Origin of the sequence: Halorussus marinus (assembly GCF_004765795.1) — an archaeon.
Lineage (GTDB): Archaea > Halobacteriota > Halobacteria > Halobacteriales > Haladaptataceae > Halorussus > Halorussus marinus.
The window spans coordinates 23163-43722 of the sequence record NZ_SBIV01000006.1; the positions used below are offsets into that span (position 1 = coordinate 23163).

26 protein-coding genes and 1 pseudogene are annotated in these 20560 nt (G+C 66.3%); 11 read left to right on the plus strand and 16 right to left on the minus strand.

The window, feature by feature from the left end:
• The first annotated feature begins 24 nt into the window (after positions 1-24).
• Positions 25-342: a HalOD1 output domain-containing protein gene (locus tag EPY72_RS12450; protein ID WP_167599454.1), complete on the plus strand. Its 318-nt coding sequence runs from the start codon at positions 25-27 to the stop codon at positions 340-342.
• On the opposite strand, the gene EPY72_RS12455 is transcribed toward EPY72_RS12450, so the two are convergent.
• Genes EPY72_RS12455 through EPY72_RS12465 form a run of 3 tightly spaced genes read right to left on the minus strand, consistent with a single transcriptional unit; the run spans position 339 to position 2439 of the window.
• Positions 339-1790 carry a replication factor C large subunit gene (locus EPY72_RS12455; RefSeq protein ID WP_135806640.1) on the minus strand — a complete coding sequence of 484 codons (1452 nt, stop codon included), beginning with the start codon at positions 1788-1790 and terminating at the stop codon, positions 339-341. The two genes, EPY72_RS12450 and EPY72_RS12455, sit on opposite strands and share 4 nt — an antisense overlap.
• Positions 1791-1833: 43 nt before the next feature.
• On the minus strand, positions 1834-2208 hold the full coding sequence (locus EPY72_RS12460; RefSeq protein WP_135806641.1) for a type II toxin-antitoxin system VapC family toxin: 375 nt from the start codon (positions 2206-2208) through the stop codon (positions 1834-1836).
• Positions 2209-2439, minus strand: coding sequence for an AbrB/MazE/SpoVT family DNA-binding domain-containing protein (locus EPY72_RS12465; RefSeq protein ID WP_134671244.1), 231 nt, complete (start codon positions 2437-2439; stop codon positions 2209-2211).
• Between the two features lie 205 nt (positions 2440-2644).
• Between EPY72_RS12465 and EPY72_RS12470 the strand changes: the two genes are divergently transcribed.
• Genes EPY72_RS12470 through EPY72_RS12480 form a run of 3 tightly spaced genes read left to right on the plus strand, consistent with a single transcriptional unit; the run spans position 2645 to position 4108 of the window.
• Positions 2645-3247 (plus strand): GNAT family N-acetyltransferase, encoded by a 603-nt coding sequence (locus tag EPY72_RS12470; RefSeq protein WP_135806642.1) that lies wholly within the window; start codon positions 2645-2647, stop codon positions 3245-3247.
• Positions 3244-3474 carry a DUF7385 family protein gene (locus tag EPY72_RS12475; RefSeq protein ID WP_134671246.1) on the plus strand — a complete coding sequence of 77 codons (231 nt, stop codon included), beginning with the start codon at positions 3244-3246 and terminating at the stop codon, positions 3472-3474. The genes EPY72_RS12470 and EPY72_RS12475 overlap by 4 nt, the downstream gene beginning before the upstream one ends.
• Before the next feature lie 43 nt (positions 3475-3517).
• On the plus strand, positions 3518-4108 hold the full coding sequence (locus EPY72_RS12480; RefSeq protein WP_135806643.1) for a DUF7978 family protein: 591 nt from the start codon (positions 3518-3520) through the stop codon (positions 4106-4108).
• 14 nt (positions 4109-4122) lie between these two features.
• Here the strand turns inward: EPY72_RS12480 and EPY72_RS12485 are convergent, their stop codons facing one another.
• On the minus strand, positions 4123-5370 hold the full coding sequence (locus EPY72_RS12485; protein WP_135806644.1) for a CDP-glycerol glycerophosphotransferase family protein: 1248 nt from the start codon (positions 5368-5370) through the stop codon (positions 4123-4125).
• A gap of 210 nt (positions 5371-5580) precedes the next feature.
• Between EPY72_RS12485 and EPY72_RS12490 the strand changes: the two genes are divergently transcribed.
• The 4 genes from EPY72_RS12490 (at position 5581) to EPY72_RS12505 (ending at position 8727) form a co-directional block, all read left to right on the plus strand.
• Positions 5581-6774, plus strand: a complete 1194-nt coding sequence (locus EPY72_RS12490; RefSeq protein WP_134671249.1) for a redox-regulated ATPase YchF — start codon at positions 5581-5583, stop codon at positions 6772-6774.
• A gap of 32 nt (positions 6775-6806) precedes the next feature.
• On the plus strand, positions 6807-7010 hold the full coding sequence (locus tag EPY72_RS12495; protein ID WP_134671250.1) for a hypothetical protein: 204 nt from the start codon (positions 6807-6809) through the stop codon (positions 7008-7010).
• 56 nt (positions 7011-7066) lie between these two features.
• On the plus strand, positions 7067-7267 hold the full coding sequence (locus tag EPY72_RS12500; RefSeq protein ID WP_134671251.1) for a hypothetical protein: 201 nt from the start codon (positions 7067-7069) through the stop codon (positions 7265-7267).
• A 146-nt stretch (positions 7268-7413) separates the two neighbouring features.
• Complete coding sequence (locus EPY72_RS12505; RefSeq protein ID WP_135806645.1) at positions 7414-8727, plus strand: tyrosine-type recombinase/integrase; 1314 nt, start codon at positions 7414-7416, stop codon at positions 8725-8727.
• A 21-nt stretch (positions 8728-8748) separates the two neighbouring features.
• On the opposite strand, the gene EPY72_RS12510 is transcribed toward EPY72_RS12505, so the two are convergent.
• Entirely contained in the window at positions 8749-9030 is a 282-nt protein-coding gene (locus tag EPY72_RS12510) for a hypothetical protein (RefSeq protein WP_135806646.1), read from the minus strand.
• Position 9031: 1 nt separating this feature from the next.
• Positions 9032-9457 (minus strand): hypothetical protein, encoded by a 426-nt coding sequence (locus EPY72_RS12515; RefSeq protein WP_135806647.1) that lies wholly within the window; start codon positions 9455-9457, stop codon positions 9032-9034.
• A 236-nt stretch (positions 9458-9693) separates the two neighbouring features.
• Between EPY72_RS12515 and EPY72_RS12520 the strand changes: the two genes are divergently transcribed.
• Entirely contained in the window at positions 9694-9969 is a 276-nt protein-coding gene (locus tag EPY72_RS12520; protein ID WP_135806648.1) for a hypothetical protein, read from the plus strand.
• A gap of 45 nt (positions 9970-10014) precedes the next feature.
• On the opposite strand, the gene EPY72_RS12525 is transcribed toward EPY72_RS12520, so the two are convergent.
• The 9 genes from EPY72_RS12525 to EPY72_RS19475 all read right to left on the minus strand — a co-directional run bounded on the left by EPY72_RS12525 (position 10015) and on the right by EPY72_RS19475 (position 17379).
• Positions 10015-10326, minus strand: coding sequence for a DdfA family disk-determining factor (locus tag EPY72_RS12525; RefSeq protein WP_135806649.1), 312 nt, complete (start codon positions 10324-10326; stop codon positions 10015-10017).
• 12 nt (positions 10327-10338) lie between these two features.
• A protein-coding gene (locus EPY72_RS12530; protein ID WP_394346149.1) for an IS630 family transposase occupies positions 10339-11360 on the minus strand; the annotation gives its coding sequence in 2 pieces (ribosomal slippage) (positions 10339-10856 and positions 10856-11360; 1023 coding nt in all).
• Between the two features lie 392 nt (positions 11361-11752).
• On the minus strand, positions 11753-12427 hold the full coding sequence (locus EPY72_RS12535; protein ID WP_135806651.1) for a hypothetical protein: 675 nt from the start codon (positions 12425-12427) through the stop codon (positions 11753-11755).
• 11 nt (positions 12428-12438) lie between these two features.
• A complete protein-coding gene (locus EPY72_RS12540; protein ID WP_135806652.1) occupies positions 12439-13044 on the minus strand; it encodes a hypothetical protein in 606 nt (201 codons plus the stop codon).
• Between the two features lie 219 nt (positions 13045-13263).
• A complete protein-coding gene (locus EPY72_RS12545; RefSeq protein ID WP_135806653.1) occupies positions 13264-13539 on the minus strand; it encodes a hypothetical protein in 276 nt (91 codons plus the stop codon).
• Positions 13540-13615: 76 nt separating this feature from the next.
• On the minus strand, positions 13616-14494 hold the full coding sequence (locus EPY72_RS12550) for a hypothetical protein (protein WP_135806654.1): 879 nt from the start codon (positions 14492-14494) through the stop codon (positions 13616-13618).
• A 946-nt stretch (positions 14495-15440) separates the two neighbouring features.
• The gene (locus tag EPY72_RS12555) at positions 15441-17075 is read right to left on the minus strand and encodes a hypothetical protein (protein WP_135806655.1); all 1635 of its coding nucleotides are present in this window, start codon (positions 17073-17075) and stop codon (positions 15441-15443) included.
• Complete coding sequence (locus EPY72_RS19470; RefSeq protein ID WP_168216039.1) at positions 17072-17239, minus strand: hypothetical protein; 168 nt, start codon at positions 17237-17239, stop codon at positions 17072-17074. The genes EPY72_RS12555 and EPY72_RS19470 overlap by 4 nt, the downstream gene beginning before the upstream one ends.
• Positions 17236-17379, minus strand: coding sequence for a hypothetical protein (locus EPY72_RS19475; RefSeq protein ID WP_168216040.1), 144 nt, complete (start codon positions 17377-17379; stop codon positions 17236-17238). Before EPY72_RS19475 ends, EPY72_RS19470 begins: the two co-directional genes overlap by 4 nt.
• A gap of 522 nt (positions 17380-17901) precedes the next feature.
• On the opposite strand from EPY72_RS19475, the gene sucC reads away from it, so the two are divergent.
• The gene (sucC, locus tag EPY72_RS12560) at positions 17902-19047 is read left to right on the plus strand and encodes an ADP-forming succinate--CoA ligase subunit beta (RefSeq protein ID WP_135806656.1); all 1146 of its coding nucleotides are present in this window, start codon (positions 17902-17904) and stop codon (positions 19045-19047) included.
• Complete coding sequence (gene sucD / locus EPY72_RS12565; RefSeq protein ID WP_134671253.1) at positions 19044-19913, plus strand: succinate--CoA ligase subunit alpha; 870 nt, start codon at positions 19044-19046, stop codon at positions 19911-19913. Before sucC ends, sucD begins: the two co-directional genes overlap by 4 nt.
• Here sucD and EPY72_RS12570 read toward each other — a convergent pair.
• A pseudogene (locus tag EPY72_RS12570) lies at positions 19914-20515 on the minus strand (mechanosensitive ion channel family protein).
• Positions 20516-20560 lie beyond the last annotated feature (45 nt).

The following is a 20560-nucleotide window of genomic DNA, read 5'->3' on the forward strand; positions in this document are numbered from 1 at the left end:
CCAAGGCGAAATCGGCGAGACACAATGTCGAAGACCGAAACGCAGCCGACGAACGCGACAGAGTACGACCGCGAGACACGACAGGCGCCCCTCCGGGTGCAGGCCGACTGGTCGGGTACCGAGACCCTCGACTCGGCGATCACCTGCGCGATCTCTCGGGCGACCGGCGACGCGGTCACCGAGCTGGCGCCCCTCTACGAGTACATGGACCCCGACGCGCTCCACGCGTTCGTCGCGTCCATGCGCGACCGGGAGACGGAGACGAGCATCACCTTCGAGTACGAGCGCCACGACGTCACCGTCCGCGGGGACGGCGAGATTCTGGTGTGGCCCCGGAGCTAGCCGAAGTCGGTCAGCCCCGCCTGGGTGTCGTCGGTCCCCCCGTCGTCGCCCGCCGACTCCTCGGCCCCAGACTCGGCGTCGTCGGACGCCTCGCTCTCGTCCGCGCCGTCGCCCCCGTTCGACTGTGAACCGAAGCTCCCCTCGAACGCGCCGCCCGAGTGTTCGACCGCCCGCTCCTCGCGGAGCGTCTCGGCGTCGGCCACGACGTCCTGTACCTTGTTCGTGTCTTCGCCGCTCCCCGTCACGAACGAGACGTGTTCGGCGTCGAGGTCGTACTTCGCGGTCATCGCCACGGTCAGCTCGCGGTTCTTGCAGTGGTGGGTCATCGCCGCCAGGAACGGGAGCATCTCCCGGCGGGCGGTCGACATGCTCACGCCGTCGGCCGCCGCGATCTTCCGGGCGACGTAGTCGCGCTTCTTGCGGTTGCCCTTCGAACTCCCGAGTTTCCGCCAGTAGCTCGGCGGGCCGTAGCGGGTCCACCCGCCCTTCTCCCCGCGGCGGGCGGCGGCGACCCCGCCCGCGATGTTGTCGCCGGCGTAGCGCCAGTACGAGTAGTCCTGGGAGGCCCGGACTCGGCCGAGCCACTTGTCGGCGTTCGCGAGAAAGTCGTACGCGACCGCGAGCTCCTCGCCCTCGTAGTCTTTCGGGACGTTGTCCTCGACCCAGTTCAGCATGTCGTCGGGCGTCTCGTCGACGTCGTAGGACTGCCTGAGCGCCCCTCGGGCGTCCTCTTCTTTGAACAGCGCGTCGAGGAAATCGAAGATGCCGCTGGTGTCGTCGCGCTCGCCGGTGACCTCCACGTCGGCCTCGGTCAGGCGCTCGCTTGTCTCGGCGACCGCCTGGAGGTCGTTGACCGCCGAGCGCAGGTCGCCGCTGTTCTTGTCCGCGATCGCCCGGAGCGCGTCGTCGTCGAACTCGACGCCCTCCTGCCGGCAGATGTCCCGGAGGACGGGCACGATCGACCGGGCGGACACGTCCCGGAACTCGATCGTCTCGCAGGCGTTTCGAAGCGATTTCGACATGTCGTAGAACTCGTTTGCGATGAGCACCATCGGCTGGCCCGCCGCCCGGACCACGTCGCCGATCGCCCGCGAGCCGCCCCGGTCGACGTTGCCGTGGAGGTTGTCGGCCTCGTCCATGACGATGAGCTGGCGGCCGTCGGCGCCGCCGGTCAGCGCCCGATTCTGTGAGGCCCCGCCCGCGAGCTTCTCGACCACGTCGGCGGTGCGCTGGTCGCTGGCGTTGAGTTCGATGGTCGGCCACCCCATGTCGGCCGCCAGTGCGTGGGCCGCCGAGGTCTTGCCGACGCCGGGACGCCCGTGGACGATGACGGCGTCCCGGTGGTCGTCCCACGTCTCGGCCCACTCCTTTAGCTGGTCGCGGGCCTTGTTGTTCCCGCGGACCTCCGAGAGGGTCGAGGGCCGGTACTTCTCGGTCCAGTCGGTCATTGGGCGTCGGTAGGGGCGAGCGGCGTTTAGTGGTTGCGGAGCGTTACTCCTCGTTCTCCGCTTTCAGGTCGAGTCGCGGAGAGAAGTCTTCGTACGTACGGTCGCTGGAGACGATAGTGTCGCCATCAGATTCGACGAGGTGGAGCGCGTCGAACGGGGCGAATCCGTGATCTTCGACGTACGTGGCCGCCGCGACGACCGTATCCAAATCGCCACGAACTTCGACGAGGTTTGCGGCGTTCGTGACTACCCGTTCTGTGTCGCGGTCCTCGCGGTAAGCCACGAAGAGAAGTTCGATGAGCGTGAACTGCGACGTCCACAGCTCGTCTCTGTGGTCGCGGTAAACCGCTTCGGCGGTGTCTCCGAGCCAGTCTTCGTCTTTGATGAGGGCCAGCAAGAAATCTGTTTCAGCGTACATTTAGCGCCCAGCTTCGTCCAGTGTCGCTTCACGTGCTTCCGCTCTGAGTTCCTCTGGCGTCTTCTCGACCTCGGAAAACTCGTCTCGCAGCGCGTCAAGAGGGTCGTCTGCGACCGGAATCAGTTTGATTCCGTCGTGGAGGTCGACGACGTGGTAGTGGTCTCCGTATCGTTCTCGAATCTCCTTCGGGAGCGTCAGCCGTCCCCGGTCGTCGAGCGTCGCATCGGACATACGCTCTCCTACGATGGGTAAGCGTAAAATATTTCCCCAAAATCGCTCGTTCACCCACCAAACCACCCACCGGGGGTGTACCGCATAGAGTGGTGATACTGGTTGCGGACTGCGAGACGCTCTCCGTTGCAGCGACGCCCGATGGCCTGCCACGCGCTCGCACGCACGGACAACGCTTTTCTCCGGGCGCTCCGACGCTCCGGACATGTTCCCCGAGCGCATCGAGACCGAGCGGCTCGTCCTCGAACCGCTCACGACCGAAAACGTCGACGTACTGGCGCTCTACCGGCACTGCTCGCACCACAATCCCCACATCGAGGAGATCACCGAGCACATCTCGTGGGAGCCCCACGAGACGCCCAAAGAGACCCTCGAGTTCGTCGAAGCCCAAGAGACCGCGCGCGCGAACGGCGAGGACGCGACGTACGTCATCCGCCCGAAAGCGGGCGAGGACGGCGCGGGCGAGATCGCGGGAGCGACCGGGCTCCACCCCGAGTGGGACCGCCGGACCGGGGTGCTCGGCGCGTGGCTCCGCAAGCCCTTCTGGGGTCGGGGGTACTCCGGCGAGCGCGCCGCCGCGCTGATGGAGGTCGCGTTCGACCGACTCGACCTCGAACTCGTGGCGGTGACCCACCACGCGGGCAACGAGAAGTCCCGGCGGGCGATCGAGAAGTACGTCGAGGCCCACGGCGGCCAACACGAGGGACGGCTCAGAAACTACCACCCCGACCCCGACGGGCCGGCCGACGCCCACCGCTACACCGTCACCCGCGAGCAGTGGGCGCAAAACCGGGGTGACGAGGAGTGACCGGCGAGGTCTTCGACGTTCACGACCACCGCCACGCGCTCAAGCTCCACCGCGACACCGGCGAGCGCGAGCTCTGGGAGAACCGCAAGGGGCTCGACTGTCCGGCCTGCGAGGAGCCGTTCGCCGACCTCCTCGTCTCCGAGCGTCGGCACAACAGCTTCGAGCGCCCCGACGGGCGGTTCTGCGTGGTTCGCGAACCCGACCGACTGTTGGTGTTCTCCCACTGACCGAGCCACAAACTATTCACCGGACCGGTCGGTGGCCCCGACTATGTCGGTAACTGAGGACCGTTCGGCCGTTCGCGGCGTGTTCACGCGCGGGCGACTCGCCTGCGGCGCGATGGCGGGCGTCACGGCGTGGCTCGCCGGGTATCTGGTGGCGTACGTCTGGAAGGCCGCCGAGGTCTCGGAGGCGTTGCGGGGCGTGGGATTCGTCTCCCAACTGCTCGGCGGCGGGAGCGTCCCGGTCTGGAAGGGGGTCTCGTGGCTCTTTCTGAACGCCCACTTCGTCGACGTGCGCTTTCCGACCGTGGCGGGCGGGAGCCGGATGGTCAACTTCGTGACCGGCGGCGACGGGCCGATCGCGCTCGTCGCGGCCCCCGCGCTGGCGCTCGCGGTCGCCGGCGCGTTGGTGGCTTACGACCGGCGGGGGAGCCTCCTCGACCGCGCGACCGCCGGCGCGACCGTCGTCGCGGGCTACCTCCCGGCGTCGGTCGCGGTCGCGTTCCTCGCGACCCACGCCCTCGGCGACACCGGCGCCGCGATCGCGCCCGATCCGGTGACCGGCGTCCTGCTCGCGGGACTGGTCTACCCCGTCGCATTCGGCGCGCTCGGCGGCGCCGCGACCGCCGCGCTGGACTGAGACGAGCGTTTTTCTCACGACGCGTTCGAGGCCGCCAGCCGTCGCCGGACGACTCGATACACCGCGTCCGCCCGGCAGTAGTCGGGATCCGAACGCTCGAACAACGCCTCTCCGAGCGCCCGCCGGCGGGTCGCGTCGGGGTCCGCGTCGGGTCCGGCCGCCGCGGCGTCGAGCGTCCGGTCGAGCGCCGCCAGCAGTTCCGGGAACGTCCGGGCGACCGGTCCCGGCGTGACCGCCTCGTAGTCGAAGTAGAACCCCCGTTCGGCGCGGTACCGATCGAGGTCGAAGGCGTAGAACGCCACCGGCCGGTTCCGGAGGAGGAAGTCGAAGTACACCGACGAGTAGTCGGTGACCAGCGCGTCGACCGCCCGGAGCAGGGGGTAGACGTCCGTCGGTTCGGGGAGCGCCACCACCCGCGAGAGTCCCTCCGGGAGGTCGAGGCTCTCTTTCGGGTGGGGCTTGACGACGAGGTAGGCCTCGCGCTCGGCGAGGAACTCTTCGAGCGCCTCGAAGTCGACGTTCGCGGCGATCGCCCCGGGGTCCCACTCCCGATACGTCGGGAGGTAACAGACCACTCGATGGTCGGCCGCGATCGACCGGACCCGCGCGAGCGCCGCCGCGTCGGTGCCCAGATCCTCGCCCGGGATCGACCCCAGTAGCGCGTCGTTGCGGGGGTAGCCCGTCGCGACCATCTTCGGGCGGGCGACCCCGAGTCCGGACTCGAAGGGTCGGATCGTGCCGTCGCCGGGGACGGTCAGGAGGTCGAACGCCCGAGCCATCGCGGCGTGGCCGGCCCGGACCGGCGCGGGCGCGTCGGCGAACCCCGCGTCCCACGAGACGTGTTTCAGGGGAATGCCGTGCCACAGCAGTACCGTCAGTGCCCCGGCACAGCAGGGCATGGCGAGGTCGCGGTGGCCCTGCGTGAGGAACACGGCGCCGGCCCGGAGGTTGACCGCCAGCCCGCGAAGCGAGTAACAGTGGTACGCCTCGTAGCCGGCCCGCCGGAGCTCCGCGACGACCGCCCGGTCCTTCGAGAGCCAGACCGGCCGGATATCGGGGTGATCGGCCGCGACGCGGAGAAAGAGGTACTTGCTGTTGTCCGCGAACGCCTCCCCGCCGCGCGCGCCGAACGCCCACAGCCGGTCGTCGCGCTCCCAGAGGGGCGAGAGGGCGCTCACCGCGACGTAGAGCATCCACTGCGCGAGAAACGAGAGGTGGTCGGCGACCGCGAGCGCTCGCTCGCGGAGCGCTCTCACGTCCATCGCTCGGGACTCCCGGCGCTTCGTTGGTCCGTCCGACGCGGCCTCGACAGCGAGGTCACCGATGCGTACAGCATCCGCCGATCCGACGACGGGGGCCGGCAAAAAGGTCCTGCCAGAGAGTGGGGGTTGGTACCGACCATCGTGAGGACTGTTCGCGATCGCTCTGGGCTTTAGCAGGGGTTTTACCCCGCCGCCGCCACTCACGGCCTAATGAGCTACAAGATCGGACTGGTCGGGAAACCGTCCGTCGGAAAGTCCACGTTCTTCAACGCCGCGACGATGAACGACGTGCCCGAGGGCGCCTACCCCTTCACGACCATCGACCCCGCGGTCGGCGAGGCGTACGTCCGGGTCGACTGCGCCGCCCCGGAGTTCGACGAGGAGTGCACCCCGAACGTGGGGTTCTGCGAGGACGGCACCCGGTTCGTCCCGACGAAGCTCGTCGACGTGGCCGGGCTGGTCCCCGGCGCCCACGAGGGCCGCGGGCTCGGCAACCAGTTTCTGACCGACCTCAACGAGGCCGACGTGCTGGTCCACGTCGTCGACTTCTCGGGGACGACCGACCTCGAAGGCGAGCCGGTCGAGGACCACGACCCCCGCGAGGACATCGACTTCCTCGAAGGCGAACTCGACATGTGGTATCTCGAAGTGCTCGAGAAGGGGATCGAGCGCTACGAGTCGGGCTACGACGGCGAGGACGACGAGATCGAGGTCGAACTCGCCGAGCAGATGAGCGCGTTCCGGATCAACAAAGACGAGATCAAACGCGAGATCCTCTCGCTCGACCTCGAACTCGACCCGGCGACGTGGGACGAGACCGATCGGGAGGACCTCGCCCGCGCGATCCGCACGGAGACGAAGCCGATGGTGATCGCGGCGAACAAGATGGACACCCCCGAGGCCCAGGAAAACTACGAGGCGATCACCTCCGACCCCGACTACGAGCACCTGACGGTGGTCCCGGTCAGCGCCCACGCCGAGAAGGCGCTCAAGAAAGCCGACGAGCAGGGCGCGGTCGACTACCGGCCGGGCGACGGGGAGTTCGACATCGTGGGCGACGTCTCGGGCGACCAGCGCGAGGGGCTCGAAGCCATCGAGGGGTTCGTCGCCGAGTACGACGGCACCGGCGTCCAGCGCGCGCTCGAAACCGCGCTGTTCGACGAGCTCGGGATGGTGCCGGTGTTCCCGGGCGGCGCGAACGGGCTCGGCAACGAGCGCGGCGAGGTGTTGCCCGACTGCTTTCTCCTGCCTGAGGGGTCGACCGCCGAGGACTTCGCCTACCACATCCACTCGGACCTCGGGGAGGGCTTTCTCCACGGCATCGACTGTCGGAGCAACCGCCAGGTTGGCGCGAACACCCGGCTCGACGCCCGGGACGTCATCGACATCGTCTCGACGAACTGAAATTTAAGTGGAGTGGGGCCGTCGGGTCGCGTATGGCGACCGACCCGCGCTGTCCCGACTGCGGCGTGACGATGGAAGGCGTCGACGTTCGAACTGGCGGCGGCTACGAACTCAGCGTCCAGACCGACGAGAAGCGCGAGGGCCTGCTGGGGTCGCTCGGGATGAACGAGTCTCTCGACGTCTCGCCGCGGCTCTGTCCGGAGTGTGGCCTCGTGCGGCTCTACGCCGACCTCTGAGCCGGACCGTTCCGAACACCGACACGTTTTTCGCGCCGCGTCGACGACCAAAGCGTATGGCAGGCGACCCGCGCTGTCCGGACTGCGACGTCGCGCTGGAGGACGCCGAACTGTTCACGGGGCAGGGCGAACTGCGGGTCAGGACCGAGGCGGACGGCGACGACGTGCTCGCGGCGGTTGGGCTCAAGGAGGCGCTCGACGTGACGCCCCGGCGGTGTCCGGACTGCGGGCTGGTGCGGTTCTACGCGATCGAGTGAGGACCGACAGACCCCGCCGTCGGAACCGAACCGGCGGGATTTAAGCGACCGGCGGACGCCGTTTCGAGTGCATGAAGCTCCACGATTTTCATTCATAGGTTGCACGGAACTTTTTTGATTCAGCAGACCGTGTGTGACTTAGCGTCATGACAGCCACGCCCCAAAGCGAACTGAAAAGCCGACTTACCACGCTCGCGGAGAGCGCAGAAGACGGCGAAATCGACACTGACGACCACGACGCCATCAAGTCATTCATCGCCGCCTACAACCCAAACGACCTGCTGGAAACGCCGCCCGGCAACGACTCGACTCTGAAAACCGGAACCTGCAACGTCTACATCTCCCGTCTCACCGAAGCAGCCCGACGAATCACGCTCACTGACGCTACCGCTGACGACGTGAACGGGATTCTTCAATCGCTCAGCGACGCTGACCGCTCCGAGTGGACCGTTCACGGCTATTCAACGGCCTTCCGCAAATTCTACACTTATTACGAGGGCGGACCTGACCCTGACGAGATTACTATGATAGACACGCCGAACGAAAGTGCGTTTAGCCCTGACGATATGCTTACGCCCGACGAAATCCACGAGTTACTCAACAGCGCCGATAATCCGCGCGACCGCGCCGTATTCGCGCTGCTCATATACACCGGAATGCGGAACAACGCCCTCCGTACACTCCGCATTGGCGACGTTTATCCACAGGAAGGCGAATGGCAGGTCAACACCGACCGAACAGACGGCCTGAAAGGCGTTGAAAAGTACGGACAGCGGCGGCCGCTGTTAGCTGCTGTCAAACCCGTCCGCGACTGGCTTTCCTACCATCCGGAGAGCGACAACCCCGACGCCTACCTCATCACGGGCCGACCAAAGTACGGGAAGTCTGACCCCTCCAGCCCGGTCGCCGGGTCAACTATTCGGCGCGTCGTTGACCGCCTTGTTGACGCCGCCGACAATCCGTCCATCAACCGCAAGCCGACGCACCCACACATGATGCGGCACAATTTCGTCACCATATGTAAGAGAGATTATGGTCTGCCCGACGAAACAGTCAAACATTTTATCGGTCATTCGCCCAGCTCGCGGGTCATGGAAACGACCTACTCCCACCTGTCGGATGAAGACCACATCGAGCGCGCCGAGGTGGCGGCAGGACTCCGCGAGCCGTCCGAGGACGACTCGCCGCTCACGCCCAAAGGTCCGTGCCCGACCTGCGACGAGCCACTTGCTCCCGGCGCGAAGGCGTGTCCCAACTGTGGGCAGGTGTTCACTCCCGATGCGAAGGCTATTGAAGACAAAATCGATACCGACCTGAAACAGTCCTACGCCCGAGTGGACCCAGACGACGAAAGCACACAGGAAGCGCTTAACGCCCTCGACACACTCACTCAACACCCTGACATCCTTAAGAAGCTCACACAAAACTCTGAAACAATAGAAAAACTCCGTGATAAATAGAATGGGAGAAGAGTGACGGGCTCAGTCGTCCGCTGCCGTCTCGGCGAGGTACCAACACCTCCAGCAGGCCAGCAGCGCGTCGTGGTCCGACTCGGCCAGCGCGTCCCCGTCGTTGCGGTCACACCGCGCGCCGTGGTTGAGCCCGAGCGCGTCCGCCCGCTCGACCGCGTCGAACGCCGCCGCGCCGGGCTCCGTCTCGTCGGCCCGCCTGCCGTCGTCGCGCGGCTCGGGCGCCGCGTCGCGCGCCATTGCCGCCCGCTCACGCCGGTACCCGCGCCGGAGCTCCGCGAGCTCTCGGTCCATCTCAGTCGTCCCCCTCGACGGTCACACGCCCGCCGTCAGTCGCCACAGCGCCCGTCTCAGCCGTCGCCGCGACCGCCGCCTCGACCCGCGCCCGCCGCTCGTCAAACCGAGCGATGAGGCGCTCGTCAAACGCGCGCTCGTCGTCCGCCGCATCGAGCACGGCGCCGAGCTGCGCGTCGCGGGCGCCGGTCCAGAATTGGACCCGTCGGACGTGCTTGCAGCCGCCCTCGGGCGAGCGGTGCTGGTAATCGGGGCAGGTGCAGCGCCCCTCAATGTGGTCGACCTCGTACCGCGTGCCCTCCTCACTGTAGATTTCGTACACGCCGCCGCCGACCGCGTGGGGCAGCAGGTGCTCGGTGAGAGCGCGCACGTCGCGGGCGTCGAGATTTTCGAGCGTTTCAAGTTCGTCGGTGGTTTTCTCGCACATGGGTTCTCAGCTCCGTGAGAAGCCCACCCGGCCGGGCGTGCCAGCGCCCGGGCGTTTTCCGTACCGCCACGCCCCGAGGGCCGTGTGTTCTCCTCATTTAATTCGTACGTGCGTATTTACCTTAAACCCTGATATCGGCTTCGAAGGATGTTCTTGTGCAATTAGTACGTTTGTGCGAACAAAGTAATAGGGCGTACATACGAACATTTTTCTGTTTATCGCTCATTCGTGTAAGCATGGGAAACGGGGACCCCGAGAGTAGTAGCGGCCGCCCGCGCCGCGTCAGCGACGACGACATTCTCCACGCCGTCCGCGAGGTCGCCCGAGAGGACCGCGTCGCCACAACCAGCGAGGTCGAGGACCGCGTCGCTCTCTCCCGCCGCGGCGTCCAAAAACGCCTACGCGACCTCCACGAGCGCGGCAAAATCCAGAGCAAAGAGGTTGGCGCACGAGGGCGCGTTTGGTGGGTTGAAGATAGTCACTTGCCCGACAACGAGGATAACACTGAGTGAGAAGTTAGTCGGGTCGAAAAGGGTCTACCGTCGTCTTCTTACGATTTAATTCTCAGACGTAGCTGATTCGGGCTCGTGGAGTGTAATTGTTCCATCAGTCTCAACCTGAACAGTGTAACTGTCGTATTTAAACTGGACTTGACCATCTGTGGTACGGGGTATTCCGCTTGACCGAGGGCCGAAAAGCGCGTCGAGAGCCTCTGGGTCAATGAAATTCGAAAGAACCGCCAACTCGGCCGGTTCAGCATCATTCAATGCGGCAACAGCGGAGATGAGTTCCTCGCTTACGGATTCTTCTTCGGGATTGCACGTTGTCTGATACGTCGTTGAATTTTCTGTGTTCGAGTCGTTAGTCATGGGGGCTGATACTCACAGACATAAGTACGTGAAGACATCTGGAACTTCGATCCGATTGAGTGCAGAGAGCGCAGCATCACGAAGATCGTCGAGTGTGTCGAACAGACGGTTTCCAAGTTCTTGATCGAGTTGTCGCCAGCACTCTTCCGCGGGGTTCAGCTCTGGTGAACCCCGCGGAAGGTAACACAGTTCGATCGGCGTGTCTTCGACGAATTCCTGCACTGCGTTGGCCGTAAAATACGAGGCGTTGTCCAAGACAACGCAGATTTTCTCGCCGAACTCGGTTTGGAGGGCGTCTAGCAAGCGAATCGTCGTGTCGCTGTTGAAGTTCTCGGCACAGGGGAGAAAGAACGTTTCTCCGGAATCGCTGACCGCACCGAGCAGCTTGATGCTGTCCCACGCGCCCGTCACCGGCAGTGACGGGCGCTCTCCTTCTGGAAACCACGCATAGATCAGCGTCGAGAGTACCTGGCGCGTCTGATCGATGGTCAGGATCGTGTATTCATCGTCCAAGTTGTCGCGCTTTTTTTGAACCCTTCCTGCCAGGCTTCTTGGGCCCTTTCGTCGGATTTGTAGAACTCCGGCCGGGCTGTCTTCCAGGACAGCCCGGCCTCAGACATCAATCGTCGGACGTGGCGTTCACAGTACTCAACATCGAATTCTTCGGCAAGGTAGTGACGAGCTAGTGGAACAGACCACGCGGGCGCATCTAGCCCAGCTTCCTCGGGTGATTCGTGGAGTGCCTCAACGAACTTGTCGTGCTGTTGGCCAGAGAGCTCAGACGGTCTCCCGGAACGGTGTTCGTCGTAGACAACCTCCTCGAACGGCTCGTCGGCGAGCCGTTCGAGTCGGTCAAGCCAGCGTGAGAGCCAGCCAGCAGTGTATCCGTAGCGTTCAGCAACATCTTCCATCGTCGCTTCGTCTTCTTCGAGGGAGTTGATCGCCGCCATAACCCGCTGTGTCGGCTTTTTCCCCTCGACCTCTGCCAAGACCTGGCGGAGGTCGTCGGTAGATACGTCGTTGAGGGAAGCCATATCAGAACAACGTCTTCCTATTTGAAAAAGATTCAGCCGTCAGTATGATTACGAGATAGTTAGTTGGCTAATACAAATCCATCGGTGATTTTCGCTCAGAATTCTTTTTGATAAAGTGAACGATTTCCTCAAACGCTCACGGTGCGGCATTACTCATCCTCGGCAGCACCCAGCGGCCACTCCCCGCGGGCCTTCAGTGTTCACGCGCGGCTCGACCCCGGCGCGGCCCGGTCTGCTCACGCTCAACCCCCGGGGTCCGGCCGCCCGTCACGGGGCTCGCGCCGCCGCAGTCAGCCGAGTATCCGTCTCGGCGTCCCCGCGGTCGGCGTCGGCGCACCACCGCCGACGCCACCGCCACCACACCACCGCCGCCCCCCGCCCGAGAGCCGCGCTCACGCGCCCGAGGCGTGGTCGCCGAGCGTTGTCTGCCGTTCGAACCGTTCAAGAATATTATACCGCTCACCGCGCGTCACGCTCGTCGTGTCGACGCTCTCGACCCCGAGCGCCTCAGCCCACGCCAGCGCGTCCGCGAACCCCGCCGCCGGCGGCCGCCCGATATGTACCGACAGCCCCGCGTCGTGGGCCGCCTCGGTCAGCTCCTCGGCGTGCGACAGCTTCCAGCGGTCCGACCCGCCGATGAACACGGTCGCCGCGTTCACGGCCTCCGCGAGCGCCAGCACCCGCGCCGGCGTCATCCCGTCCTGTGCCGCGACCGCTCGGGGCAGCGTCGAGCTCCCGAGCCCCCGCGCGTCGAGCCGCTTCGCGAACGTTCGGGTTCGCAGCTCCGACGCGTCGGCGTCGCCGACCACGTCCGGCAGCACCACAAACTCCGGCTCGCGCCCGTTCGCGCGCTCCGGTATCTCCTCAACCCGCGACAGCCACGCGTCCGCCGACCACTCCTCGGGGCGCTCACGCGCCGCGAAACACCCGTTGTCGAGCGCGTAGGGCACGTTCACGCCCGCCGTGAATCGCTCCGGCAGCCACATCGCGCCGTGACAGTGCGAGGGCGCCGCCGCTCGACACTTCCGCAGCTTCTCGACCGTCGGCACGCCGTGTAAAATCAGCATGGGGCGCCGGGTTATCGTCGGTCGCCCTCGTCGTCGTCGTCACCCGGCGGCCATTTCCCCCGGCGCTTGAGCCGCTTGCGCTCGCTCTCGTACGCCGGTCGACCGCGCCGAACCATCCGCCCGTTCACGTTCAGACGGTCCGGCCCCTCGGGCTCGTCGCCGTCGCCGTCGTCGGCGTTCGCCGAGAGGTTCTCGCTGTATTGCTCCATCGTCCCATTAATCGCCGCGTCCGAGCCCGAGGCGTCGGCGTTCGCCGAGAGCGCGCCCGGGCCGTCGACGTTGGTCGCGCCGCGTTCACGCGCCGTCCCGGCGGGCATCCCGCCCGAGTCGTCGTCGCGGTCGAGCTCCTTGACGGCGTCGCGCGACGCCTTCGCGTGGGGGGTTCCGAACCCCGGGCCGGGGATGTCGTGGCCCGCGACCGCGTTCGCCGCCAGCGTGTTCACGTCGCCGCTCACGGGGCTCGCGCCGGTCATATCCGCCACGATGAGCGCCATATCCCGCAGCACGTCGGTATCGAACGTGCGGAGGGCGGCCTCGTCGCGGTCGGTGTTCGCCGCGATAGTCTTGATGAACGTCGCTCGCGTCGCGTCGTCGTCGTGGTCGTCGTCGTTCGTCATGGTAGTGTCGTGGTGTCGAGGCGCCGCCGGTGCCCGCCGCTCTCGTCGTCGCGCTCGTCGCTGCTCGCGGCTCGGCTCGTCGTCGCTCAACCGCTGGAGGGCACGCCGTCGCACTCTATCGGGGTGTTACCGCGCCTCAACCATCAGTGTTCCCCACAGAGCCCCGCAGAAACGCCTACTTGCGTTATAACCGCGTTAAATCCCTTCGTTCAGCTCAGCTCAGACCGACAGTAACTCCTCAATATCCTCCTGGTCGAGCTCACCGTCCCGAATCCGCTCCCCAATCGCCTCCGGGTCGTGTCCACGCGCCCGCAGCTCGCCCCGCACCTCCCGCGGCGCGAACGGCAGTGACTCCGCCAGCACCCGCCACGGCGCGCTCCGCAGCCGCGCCGCACGCCGCTCCGACTCGTCCGACGGGTCGAACGCCAGCCGCCCCTCATCGTCTAACAGCGCGCTCCCACTCCCGCTCTCGTCGCCGCTGTCACGGTTACTCATACCCGCCGCTCACACCTCGACCCCATTGATTCTTCCCCACCGCCGCGAACGTCCGAGCGCCACGCTCACGCCCTTCTCACGCGCCCTCGCTCTCACTCTCGCTCCCGTCCTCGACCTCGGCCTCACCCGCCTCAGCGTCGAGTTCCACGTCGTCGTCGCTCGCCGCCGGCGGGTCCAGCAGCGTCGCCCGGTCGCCCTCGTTCACATCATCGTCTGACAACCACAACGCGAGCTGCCCGCGCGCTACGTCGTCCTCAATCACATCTGCCGGCGCCTCACCCCGCTGCGCCCACTCCGGCGGCTCGTCCGGAATCTCCACGTCCGACTGGTCCTCCACGATGGTTTTCCGCGACCGCCACCGGCTAATCTCCCCCACGCGCTCCAGCGCCGCGTCCAGCTCCTCCGCGTCCCACTCTCCCGACCCCAGCCCACTGTGCTCACGGTCCCCGCTCCCGCCGTGTTCACGCGCCCCTCGGCCCCCGACGCTGTCGCCGCCCCCGTCGAGGTCGGCGTCGAGCCCGAGCACGTCAGCCCACGCCCGCGCCTCTTTCCCCGCCTTCTCCAACGCCCGCCAATCCTCCTCGCCCGCGTCGAGCAGGCCACGAACCACTCGGTTCCGTACCACCGACAGGTCCGCCACGAAGTCCTCACGGTCTACGTTCTCCGCGAGATACGTCCGGAGCCGCTTCTTGTCCTTACAGATGGTTGCCGCCGACACGTCACACTCCTCTGCCCATCGTGACGGGCTCACGTCGTCCACCGTCGTCGGCCCCGACTCCGACAGCACCAACTCCAGCAGGTACGCCCGGCGCTCACGCCACCCCATCTCCGCCGGCGCCTTGTCGCCCGGCACGCTCACCTCCATGTAGTCCACACGCGGTCCCTCACCGCCGTCGTCGTCATCGTCGCTATCGCTCCCGCTCGCCGTGTTCGTGGTCGTGTTCTTCGCCGTCATACTAAACCGATATTTACCGTTTACCGCTCCCGCTCCTTGGGGTTTCCGCCGCGAGCGGAGCCCACACGCTAAAATTCAGGCATCCCAACGCCGACGAAAGGAGCTCACGATTCCCGCGAATCTATCGTATCCTGCGGCTATTGGCAGCTTAGGCCCTCATCGACCACTTCAAACTCCAGAGAAAGACATTCAGTGCAGGCAGGGTCGAAAGGTAGCACTTCACCGCTCTTTAAGCGTGCTCTCCGAGTTTCCCCGCATTGGACACATTCAATCGTAATGACCGTCACTGTTAGACCGTGAATCGCTCGGGAATTATAAATCCGCAGTTGTATTGCGACAGTTGCACGGGCAATTCTGACTAATGAAGCCGTGCTACCAATTACGTTTAGTCACACGCTGCGCCCCCGAGCCGCGCGACCGCCTCGACCGCGACCACCACCCACCCGGAGCGCGAGCAGGAGTGGGGCCAAAGCGCGCTGGCAGGGTAAGATAACCCCGCAGATTTCTCAGCGAGCGCGAGCGGCCCTGAAACGCCGCTCCAAGTAAGTACAGCACCCCATGCGAAGAACCCATAACTGGCTCCCGCCTCGACCGCTCTCGACCCGGACGCAACCGCCGCGAGAACGGCCACACGCCGCCAGAGAGCGGCGTGAACACGCCGCGACCCCCGGCGTCTCAAACACGCCACCACCACATTAAGAGAGCTAAGCGGCCCATGCGAAGAACCCCTTACTGGCCTCGGTACCCGGCCCGCTCGACGCCGTCGACTCGTCGAAACACCCCACACAGAATATGGAATCTCACCGAGCATCTCACTCGACAAACGTGAATCGGCCGAGCAGTTCGAGCACCCGACACTCTCGACGTGTTCACACGCCGCGCCGAACAGCGCCGCCGCTCGCGACCGCACCGCGTCGAGCCCGGCCGGGGTCACGCGCCCCCGGCGTCAATCCGCCGGCGGTGACTCGACCGGCGGCGGGTCTTCCGGTATCTGCGCCGGCCGCGGCCGCCCGAGCTCCTCCCACTCCTCGCGGGCCTCCCGCAGCGCGTCGAGCGTCGCGTCGTCACGCGCCTCGACCCACGACTCGTCGCCGAGGTACTCGTCGGCCTCCCACATCGGCCGCAACTGGCCGCGACAGCGGGGCGCCGAGGTCGAGGTCGACTCAGCGTCGGCCTCGCTCTCGTCGCCACTGCTCGCCCCTGTGGGGTCGTCAACGAACGCCGGCCGATGGTCGCTTCCCGCCGGCACGTCCCACGCTCTGGACTGCGCCGAGGCGTCCCACGCCTCGGCCTCGGTCGCGTCGAGCTCGCCCGCCGGCGCGGGTGCGTCGTCGCTCCCGTTCCACGTCGCCCGCGGCCCGAGGTCGTCGGGCGCCCGCCCGGTGGCAGTCACACCCGACCCCGACGCGACCCGGACCGCCGCCGGCGTCTCGGGTGTCGCGGGGTCGCGCGGCTCGGCGTCGGCGTCGGCGTGGTCGTGCGCGTCGGCGTCGGCGTCCTCGACCGGCGCCGAGCAGCGGGGTTCGGGAAACTCGACGCCGAGCACGTCGGGCGCCGCGGACCGCAGCGCCGCCGTCGCCTCGGCGCGCACGTCGTCGTACGCCTCGAAATTCGCCACCTCACCGAATTGCCGGATTGCCGACCGAAACGCGCCGTCGTCGCCGAGCCGCAGCCCGGTGTGACTCACCGCGTACAGCGTCGCCCGCGCCAGCGCGACGAGGTCGCGGATAGACGTCGAGGAGTCCGGGTCGGCCTCGGTGATTCGCTCGACCACCACGCCGGTCTGCTCCTCTATCTCACGCGTCACAGCGCCGCCCTCAACCCAGTCCGAGACGGCGATAACGTGGAAGTGGGGCGCGTAGACCAGAAACTCGTCGCGGACGGCCTCCCACGTCCAGTCGTCGCTCTCGACCTTCCCGAGCACGTCCGCCCACGTCATATCGCCGTCGCCCGACTCGTGACCCTTCACCTCGCCGCGATACTCCTCGGTGATTCGCCACGGGTGATAGATTATCGTCCCCGTATCTACACTGATTTGCCGCATCAGACGCTTTACGACCTGAAACCCGCGGTCGAGCGGGTCTTTGGCGTTCACGCGGAACCCGATTCCGGCGAGCGAAACCGTGAGGTGGTGTTTCTTGACGCTCCGGCCGGATTGGGCGCCCCACGTCTTCGCGAGCGACTGGGTTTTGGCGACCGGCTCGACCGCCCGCTGGAACGCCCACGACTGCCAGCAGCGCGGACACCGCGAGCGCCGGCATGTCCGGCCGACCGAGACGGGCTCCCCGCAGTCGCCACAGAACAGCGCCGATATCTCGTCGCCGCAGTCGTCGCCCTTCGCGCCCGAGCCCGGCGAGACGCCCTCGGTCAGCTCGTCGTCGTACGCTCGACCGTCCGGCTCGCTCACCTCAATCGCGTTCCACGTCTCCCGGTCCGGGTGGAGGGTCACGCGCCGCCGGTCGTGGTCGGCGTCCTCGGGCGCGTCCGTCTCGAAACACACTGCCGACGCGGTCGAGCTGTCGGCCGCGCGGCTCGACCCCGGCGTGTCCGGTACGCCCGCCGGCGTCCCCGGTGGGCTCATCTGCTCACCTCCCGGTCGCCTTGGTCACCGCGGTTGTGGTCGCTGTCGTCGCGGTCAACGTGGTTGTTGTCGTCCGTCTCGAAATAAATCGCGCTTCGCGTTGTCGGTCGCCTCCTCGTTATCGTGTCCGGCATCGACGCGCGCGGGGGGTTGCTCCAACTCACTCGTCCGCGACCTCCAATAGCACCTCGGCCACGTCAGAAGCTGGGAGGTCACTTTCGGCGAGGGCTTCGAGGTCTTCTCGGTGCTCGTTGATTCGTTCGGTGGCGTCGTTCGAGTCGTAGGCGTCGCTGGTCGTGTGCATCTTAGTCGATAGACTGCTTGATAATCACATGACCCGACAGACGGAGGTCGCCCAAATGCTCAAGAAGCCGGAGATACGACTAACGAACGAACCTCAACCGGTGTCGGTTGTGGGTTCGTTGTCGTCTCCGACGAGCATTCCGCCCGTCTGGGGTCATCACGGTGCTGAGCGTCGGGGTGAGGGTTAATCACCGCCACTACCCCGGCGCTTTCTTCCGTTCTGGCGTGTCCTGTTTTGAGAGACGGGTGGGCTCGCGTCAACTAAAGCACTGCGCAAGATTCATGGCTCTCAAGGCCTGAGAACGCAGAAATCGCAACTTCGTTGCTAACGCCGTTATCGTATATGTGTCATTACTCTCCGATAGATTTCAGGAATCTCCATCCAGCAAAAGGACCGAAATGCTAACTTTGTTTGATTCCGGTTGTGGAGACGCCGAGGTAGGCTCGCTTTTGGGGCGTGGCCTCCTCGGCGGATTCCGATACTACTAACTCTCGTCCGAGGAAAATACCGTGCGAGCCACTAATGAAACTCCACGAATATCAGGCGAAGAGCGTCTTCGCCGACGCGGGAATCCCGACCCCCGCGTCGACGTTGGCGTCGTCCGTCGACGAGGTCGTCGAGGCCGCCGAGGAGATCGGCTACCCCGTCGCGGTCAAGGCACAGGTCCACGTCGGCGGCCGCGGGAAGGCCGGCGGGATCAAGCTCGTCGAGGACCGCGAGGAGGCCGAGGCGGCGGCCGAGGACATCCTCGGGATGGACCTCAAAGGCTACACCGTCGAGGAGGTCCTCGTCGAGGCCGCGGTCGACTTCAAAAACGAGCTCTACGTCGGGGTCACGATGGACCGCGGCGAGGGCAAGCCCGTCGCGATGGTCTCGACCAAGGGCGGGGTCAACATCGAGGAGGTCGCCGAGGAAGACCCCGACGCCATCGCCCGCGAACACGTCGATCCCGCGTTCGGGATGCACCCCTATCAGGCCCGGAAGGTCGTCTACGACGCCGGCGTCCCGGCGGCGGTCGCCTCCGACGTCGCGTCGGTCCTGCGGACGCTCTTCCAGCTGTGGGACGATCGGGACGCCAGCGACATCGAGGTCAACCCCCTGATGGTGACCGAGGACGACGAGATCGTCGCCGCCGACGCGGTCATGAACATCGACGACGACGCCCTCTTCCGCCAGCAGGAGCTCGCGGAGATGGAAGAAGAGACCTACGAGGACGACCTCGAGCGCAAGGCCGGCGAGTACGGCTTCGACTACGTCCGGCTCGACGGCAACACGGGCATCATCGGCAACGGCGCGGGGCTCGTGATGACGACCCTCGACCTCGTCGACTACTACGGCGGCTCGCCCGCCAACTTCCTCGACATCGGGGGCGGCGCGAAGGCCGAGCGCGTGGCAAACGCCCTCGATATGGTGTTCTCCGACGAGAACGTCGACGCCGTCGTGTTCAACATCTTCGGCGGCATCACCCGGGGCGACGAGGTGGCGAAAGGCATCAACGACGCCCTCGAACAGTTCGACGAGATCCCCAAGCGCGTGGTCGTCCGGCTCGCGGGCACCAACGCCGAGGAGGGCCGCGAGATCCTCAACGACGACCTCGTGACGGTCGAGGAGACCCTCGAAGACGCGGTCCAGCGTGCGGTCGAGTACGCCGAGGAGGTAGAAGCATGAGTGTGCTAGTCGACGAAGACACCCGAGTTATCGTGCAGGGCATCACCGGTGGGGAAGGCAAGTTCCACACCCAGCAGATGATGGAGTACGGCACCAACGTCGTCGCCGGCGCGGTGCCGGGCAAGGGCGGCCAGGAGGTCGCGGGCGTGCCCGTCTACGACACGGTCGAGCGCGCCGCAATCGAGGAGGACGCCGACGCATCGGTCATCTTCGTCCCGCCGGCGTTCGCGGGCGACGCCGTCTTCGAGGCGCTCGACGCCCCGATCGACCTCGCGGTCGCCATCACCGAGGGCATCCCCACTCAGGACATGGCGAAGGTGAAAAAGCGCCTCTCGGAGGTCGACACCCGTCTTCTCGGGCCGAACTGCCCGGGCATCATCACCCCCGGCGAGTCGAAACTCGGCATCCTGCCGGGCAACATCTTCGAGTCCGGTAACGTCGGACTGGTCTCGCGGTCGGGCACCCTCACCTACCAGGTCGTCGACAACCTCACCTCGCGGGGCATCGGCCAGACCACCGCGGTCGGCATCGGCGGCGACCCCATCATCGGGACGGACTTCATCGACGCGCTCGAACTGTTCGAGAGCGACCCCGACACCGACGCGGTCGTGATGTGCGGAGAGATCGGCGGCGAGGACGAGGAGGACGCCGCCGCCTACATCGCCGAGCACATGGACACGCCGGTCGCCGGCTTCATCGCGGGCCGGACCGCGCCGCCGGGCAAGCGCATGGGCCACGCGGGCGCCATCGTCTCCGGTAGCGGCACCGGCACCGCCGAGAGCAAGATCGAGGCGCTCAACGACGCGGGCGTCCCCGTCGGCGACACCCCGAACGAAGTCGCCGACCACGTCGAGGACTTCCTGTAGCTACGCCGGCGAGTCGGCGGCGCCGTCGTCCCCCGAGGGGACGGCCGACCCGTCCGGTTCGACTCTCTTGGTCCATTTTTTCTCGACGGCGCTGTTGGCGACGACGACGACGTCGCCCGACTCGGTCTCGAATCGGCTCTTCCGGAGTTCGATGGTCCGGACGGTCCCGGTCACGTCGCCGGCGACCACCCTGTCGCCGGGAGCGAAATCGGGGTCTCGAAGGAGGTAGACGCCCGCGACGGTGTCGGCGAGCATGTTCGATAGCGCGTAGCTCACTCCGAGCGCGACGAACCCCGTCGCGGTGCCGAGGCTGGCGGCGATCTCGCCCATCCCGAGAATCTTCAGGAGCGCGAGCACGACGCCGAACCACAGGAAGACGCTCACGACGGTCCGAACAGCCCGGCGACGAGCTCGTCGTCGCCCGAGTACAGCCGATCGAGCGATCCCCTGACCAGCCCCATGACGAGCTTGATGGCGACGTACGCGGCCACGAGAAACAGTACCGCGGTCGCGAGCCTCGGAATCGCCTCGACGAACGTCGATCTGAGCTCCCGTATCGACGCCGCGAGGACGCCGGATAGGTCCGCCTGTCGGGGTCCCATAGCCGTGACACAAACGCGGAGGTGCCAAGAAGCTTCGGTCGGGTC

Bases quoted from the DNA above. Each gene is read 5' to 3' on its own strand.
- EPY72_RS12450 (WP_167599454.1), top strand. From the start codon at position 25: ATGTCGAAGACCGAAACGCAGCCGACGAACGCGACAGAGTACGACCGC.
- EPY72_RS12455 (WP_135806640.1), bottom strand. From the start codon at position 1,790: ATGACCGACTGGACCGAGAAGTACCGGCCCTCGACCCTCTCGGAGGTC.
- EPY72_RS12460 (WP_135806641.1), bottom strand. From the start codon at position 2,208: ATGTACGCTGAAACAGATTTCTTGCTGGCCCTCATCAAAGACGAAGAC.
- EPY72_RS12465 (WP_134671244.1), bottom strand. From the start codon at position 2,439: ATGTCCGATGCGACGCTCGACGACCGGGGACGGCTGACGCTCCCGAAG.
- EPY72_RS12470 (WP_135806642.1), top strand. From the start codon at position 2,645: ATGTTCCCCGAGCGCATCGAGACCGAGCGGCTCGTCCTCGAACCGCTC.
- EPY72_RS12480 (WP_135806643.1), top strand. From the start codon at position 3,518: ATGTCGGTAACTGAGGACCGTTCGGCCGTTCGCGGCGTGTTCACGCGC.
- EPY72_RS12485 (WP_135806644.1), bottom strand. From the start codon at position 5,370: ATGGACGTGAGAGCGCTCCGCGAGCGAGCGCTCGCGGTCGCCGACCAC.
- EPY72_RS12490 (WP_134671249.1), top strand. From the start codon at position 5,581: ATGAGCTACAAGATCGGACTGGTCGGGAAACCGTCCGTCGGAAAGTCC.
- EPY72_RS12495 (WP_134671250.1), top strand. From the start codon at position 6,807: ATGGCGACCGACCCGCGCTGTCCCGACTGCGGCGTGACGATGGAAGGC.
- EPY72_RS12500 (WP_134671251.1), top strand. From the start codon at position 7,067: ATGGCAGGCGACCCGCGCTGTCCGGACTGCGACGTCGCGCTGGAGGAC.
- EPY72_RS12505 (WP_135806645.1), top strand. From the start codon at position 7,414: ATGACAGCCACGCCCCAAAGCGAACTGAAAAGCCGACTTACCACGCTC.
- EPY72_RS12510 (WP_135806646.1), bottom strand. From the start codon at position 9,030: ATGGACCGAGAGCTCGCGGAGCTCCGGCGCGGGTACCGGCGTGAGCGG.
- EPY72_RS12515 (WP_135806647.1), bottom strand. From the start codon at position 9,457: ATGTGCGAGAAAACCACCGACGAACTTGAAACGCTCGAAAATCTCGAC.
- EPY72_RS12520 (WP_135806648.1), top strand. From the start codon at position 9,694: ATGGGAAACGGGGACCCCGAGAGTAGTAGCGGCCGCCCGCGCCGCGTC.
- EPY72_RS12525 (WP_135806649.1), bottom strand. From the start codon at position 10,326: ATGACTAACGACTCGAACACAGAAAATTCAACGACGTATCAGACAACG.
- EPY72_RS12535 (WP_135806651.1), bottom strand. From the start codon at position 12,427: ATGCTGATTTTACACGGCGTGCCGACGGTCGAGAAGCTGCGGAAGTGT.
- EPY72_RS12540 (WP_135806652.1), bottom strand. From the start codon at position 13,044: ATGACGAACGACGACGACCACGACGACGACGCGACGCGAGCGACGTTC.
- EPY72_RS12545 (WP_135806653.1), bottom strand. From the start codon at position 13,539: ATGAGTAACCGTGACAGCGGCGACGAGAGCGGGAGTGGGAGCGCGCTG.
- EPY72_RS12550 (WP_135806654.1), bottom strand. From the start codon at position 14,494: ATGACGGCGAAGAACACGACCACGAACACGGCGAGCGGGAGCGATAGC.
- EPY72_RS12555 (WP_135806655.1), bottom strand. From the start codon at position 17,075: ATGAGCCCACCGGGGACGCCGGCGGGCGTACCGGACACGCCGGGGTCG.
- EPY72_RS19475 (WP_168216040.1), bottom strand. From the start codon at position 17,379: ATGCACACGACCAGCGACGCCTACGACTCGAACGACGCCACCGAACGA.
- sucC (WP_135806656.1), top strand. From the start codon at position 17,902: ATGAAACTCCACGAATATCAGGCGAAGAGCGTCTTCGCCGACGCGGGA.
- sucD (WP_134671253.1), top strand. From the start codon at position 19,044: ATGAGTGTGCTAGTCGACGAAGACACCCGAGTTATCGTGCAGGGCATC.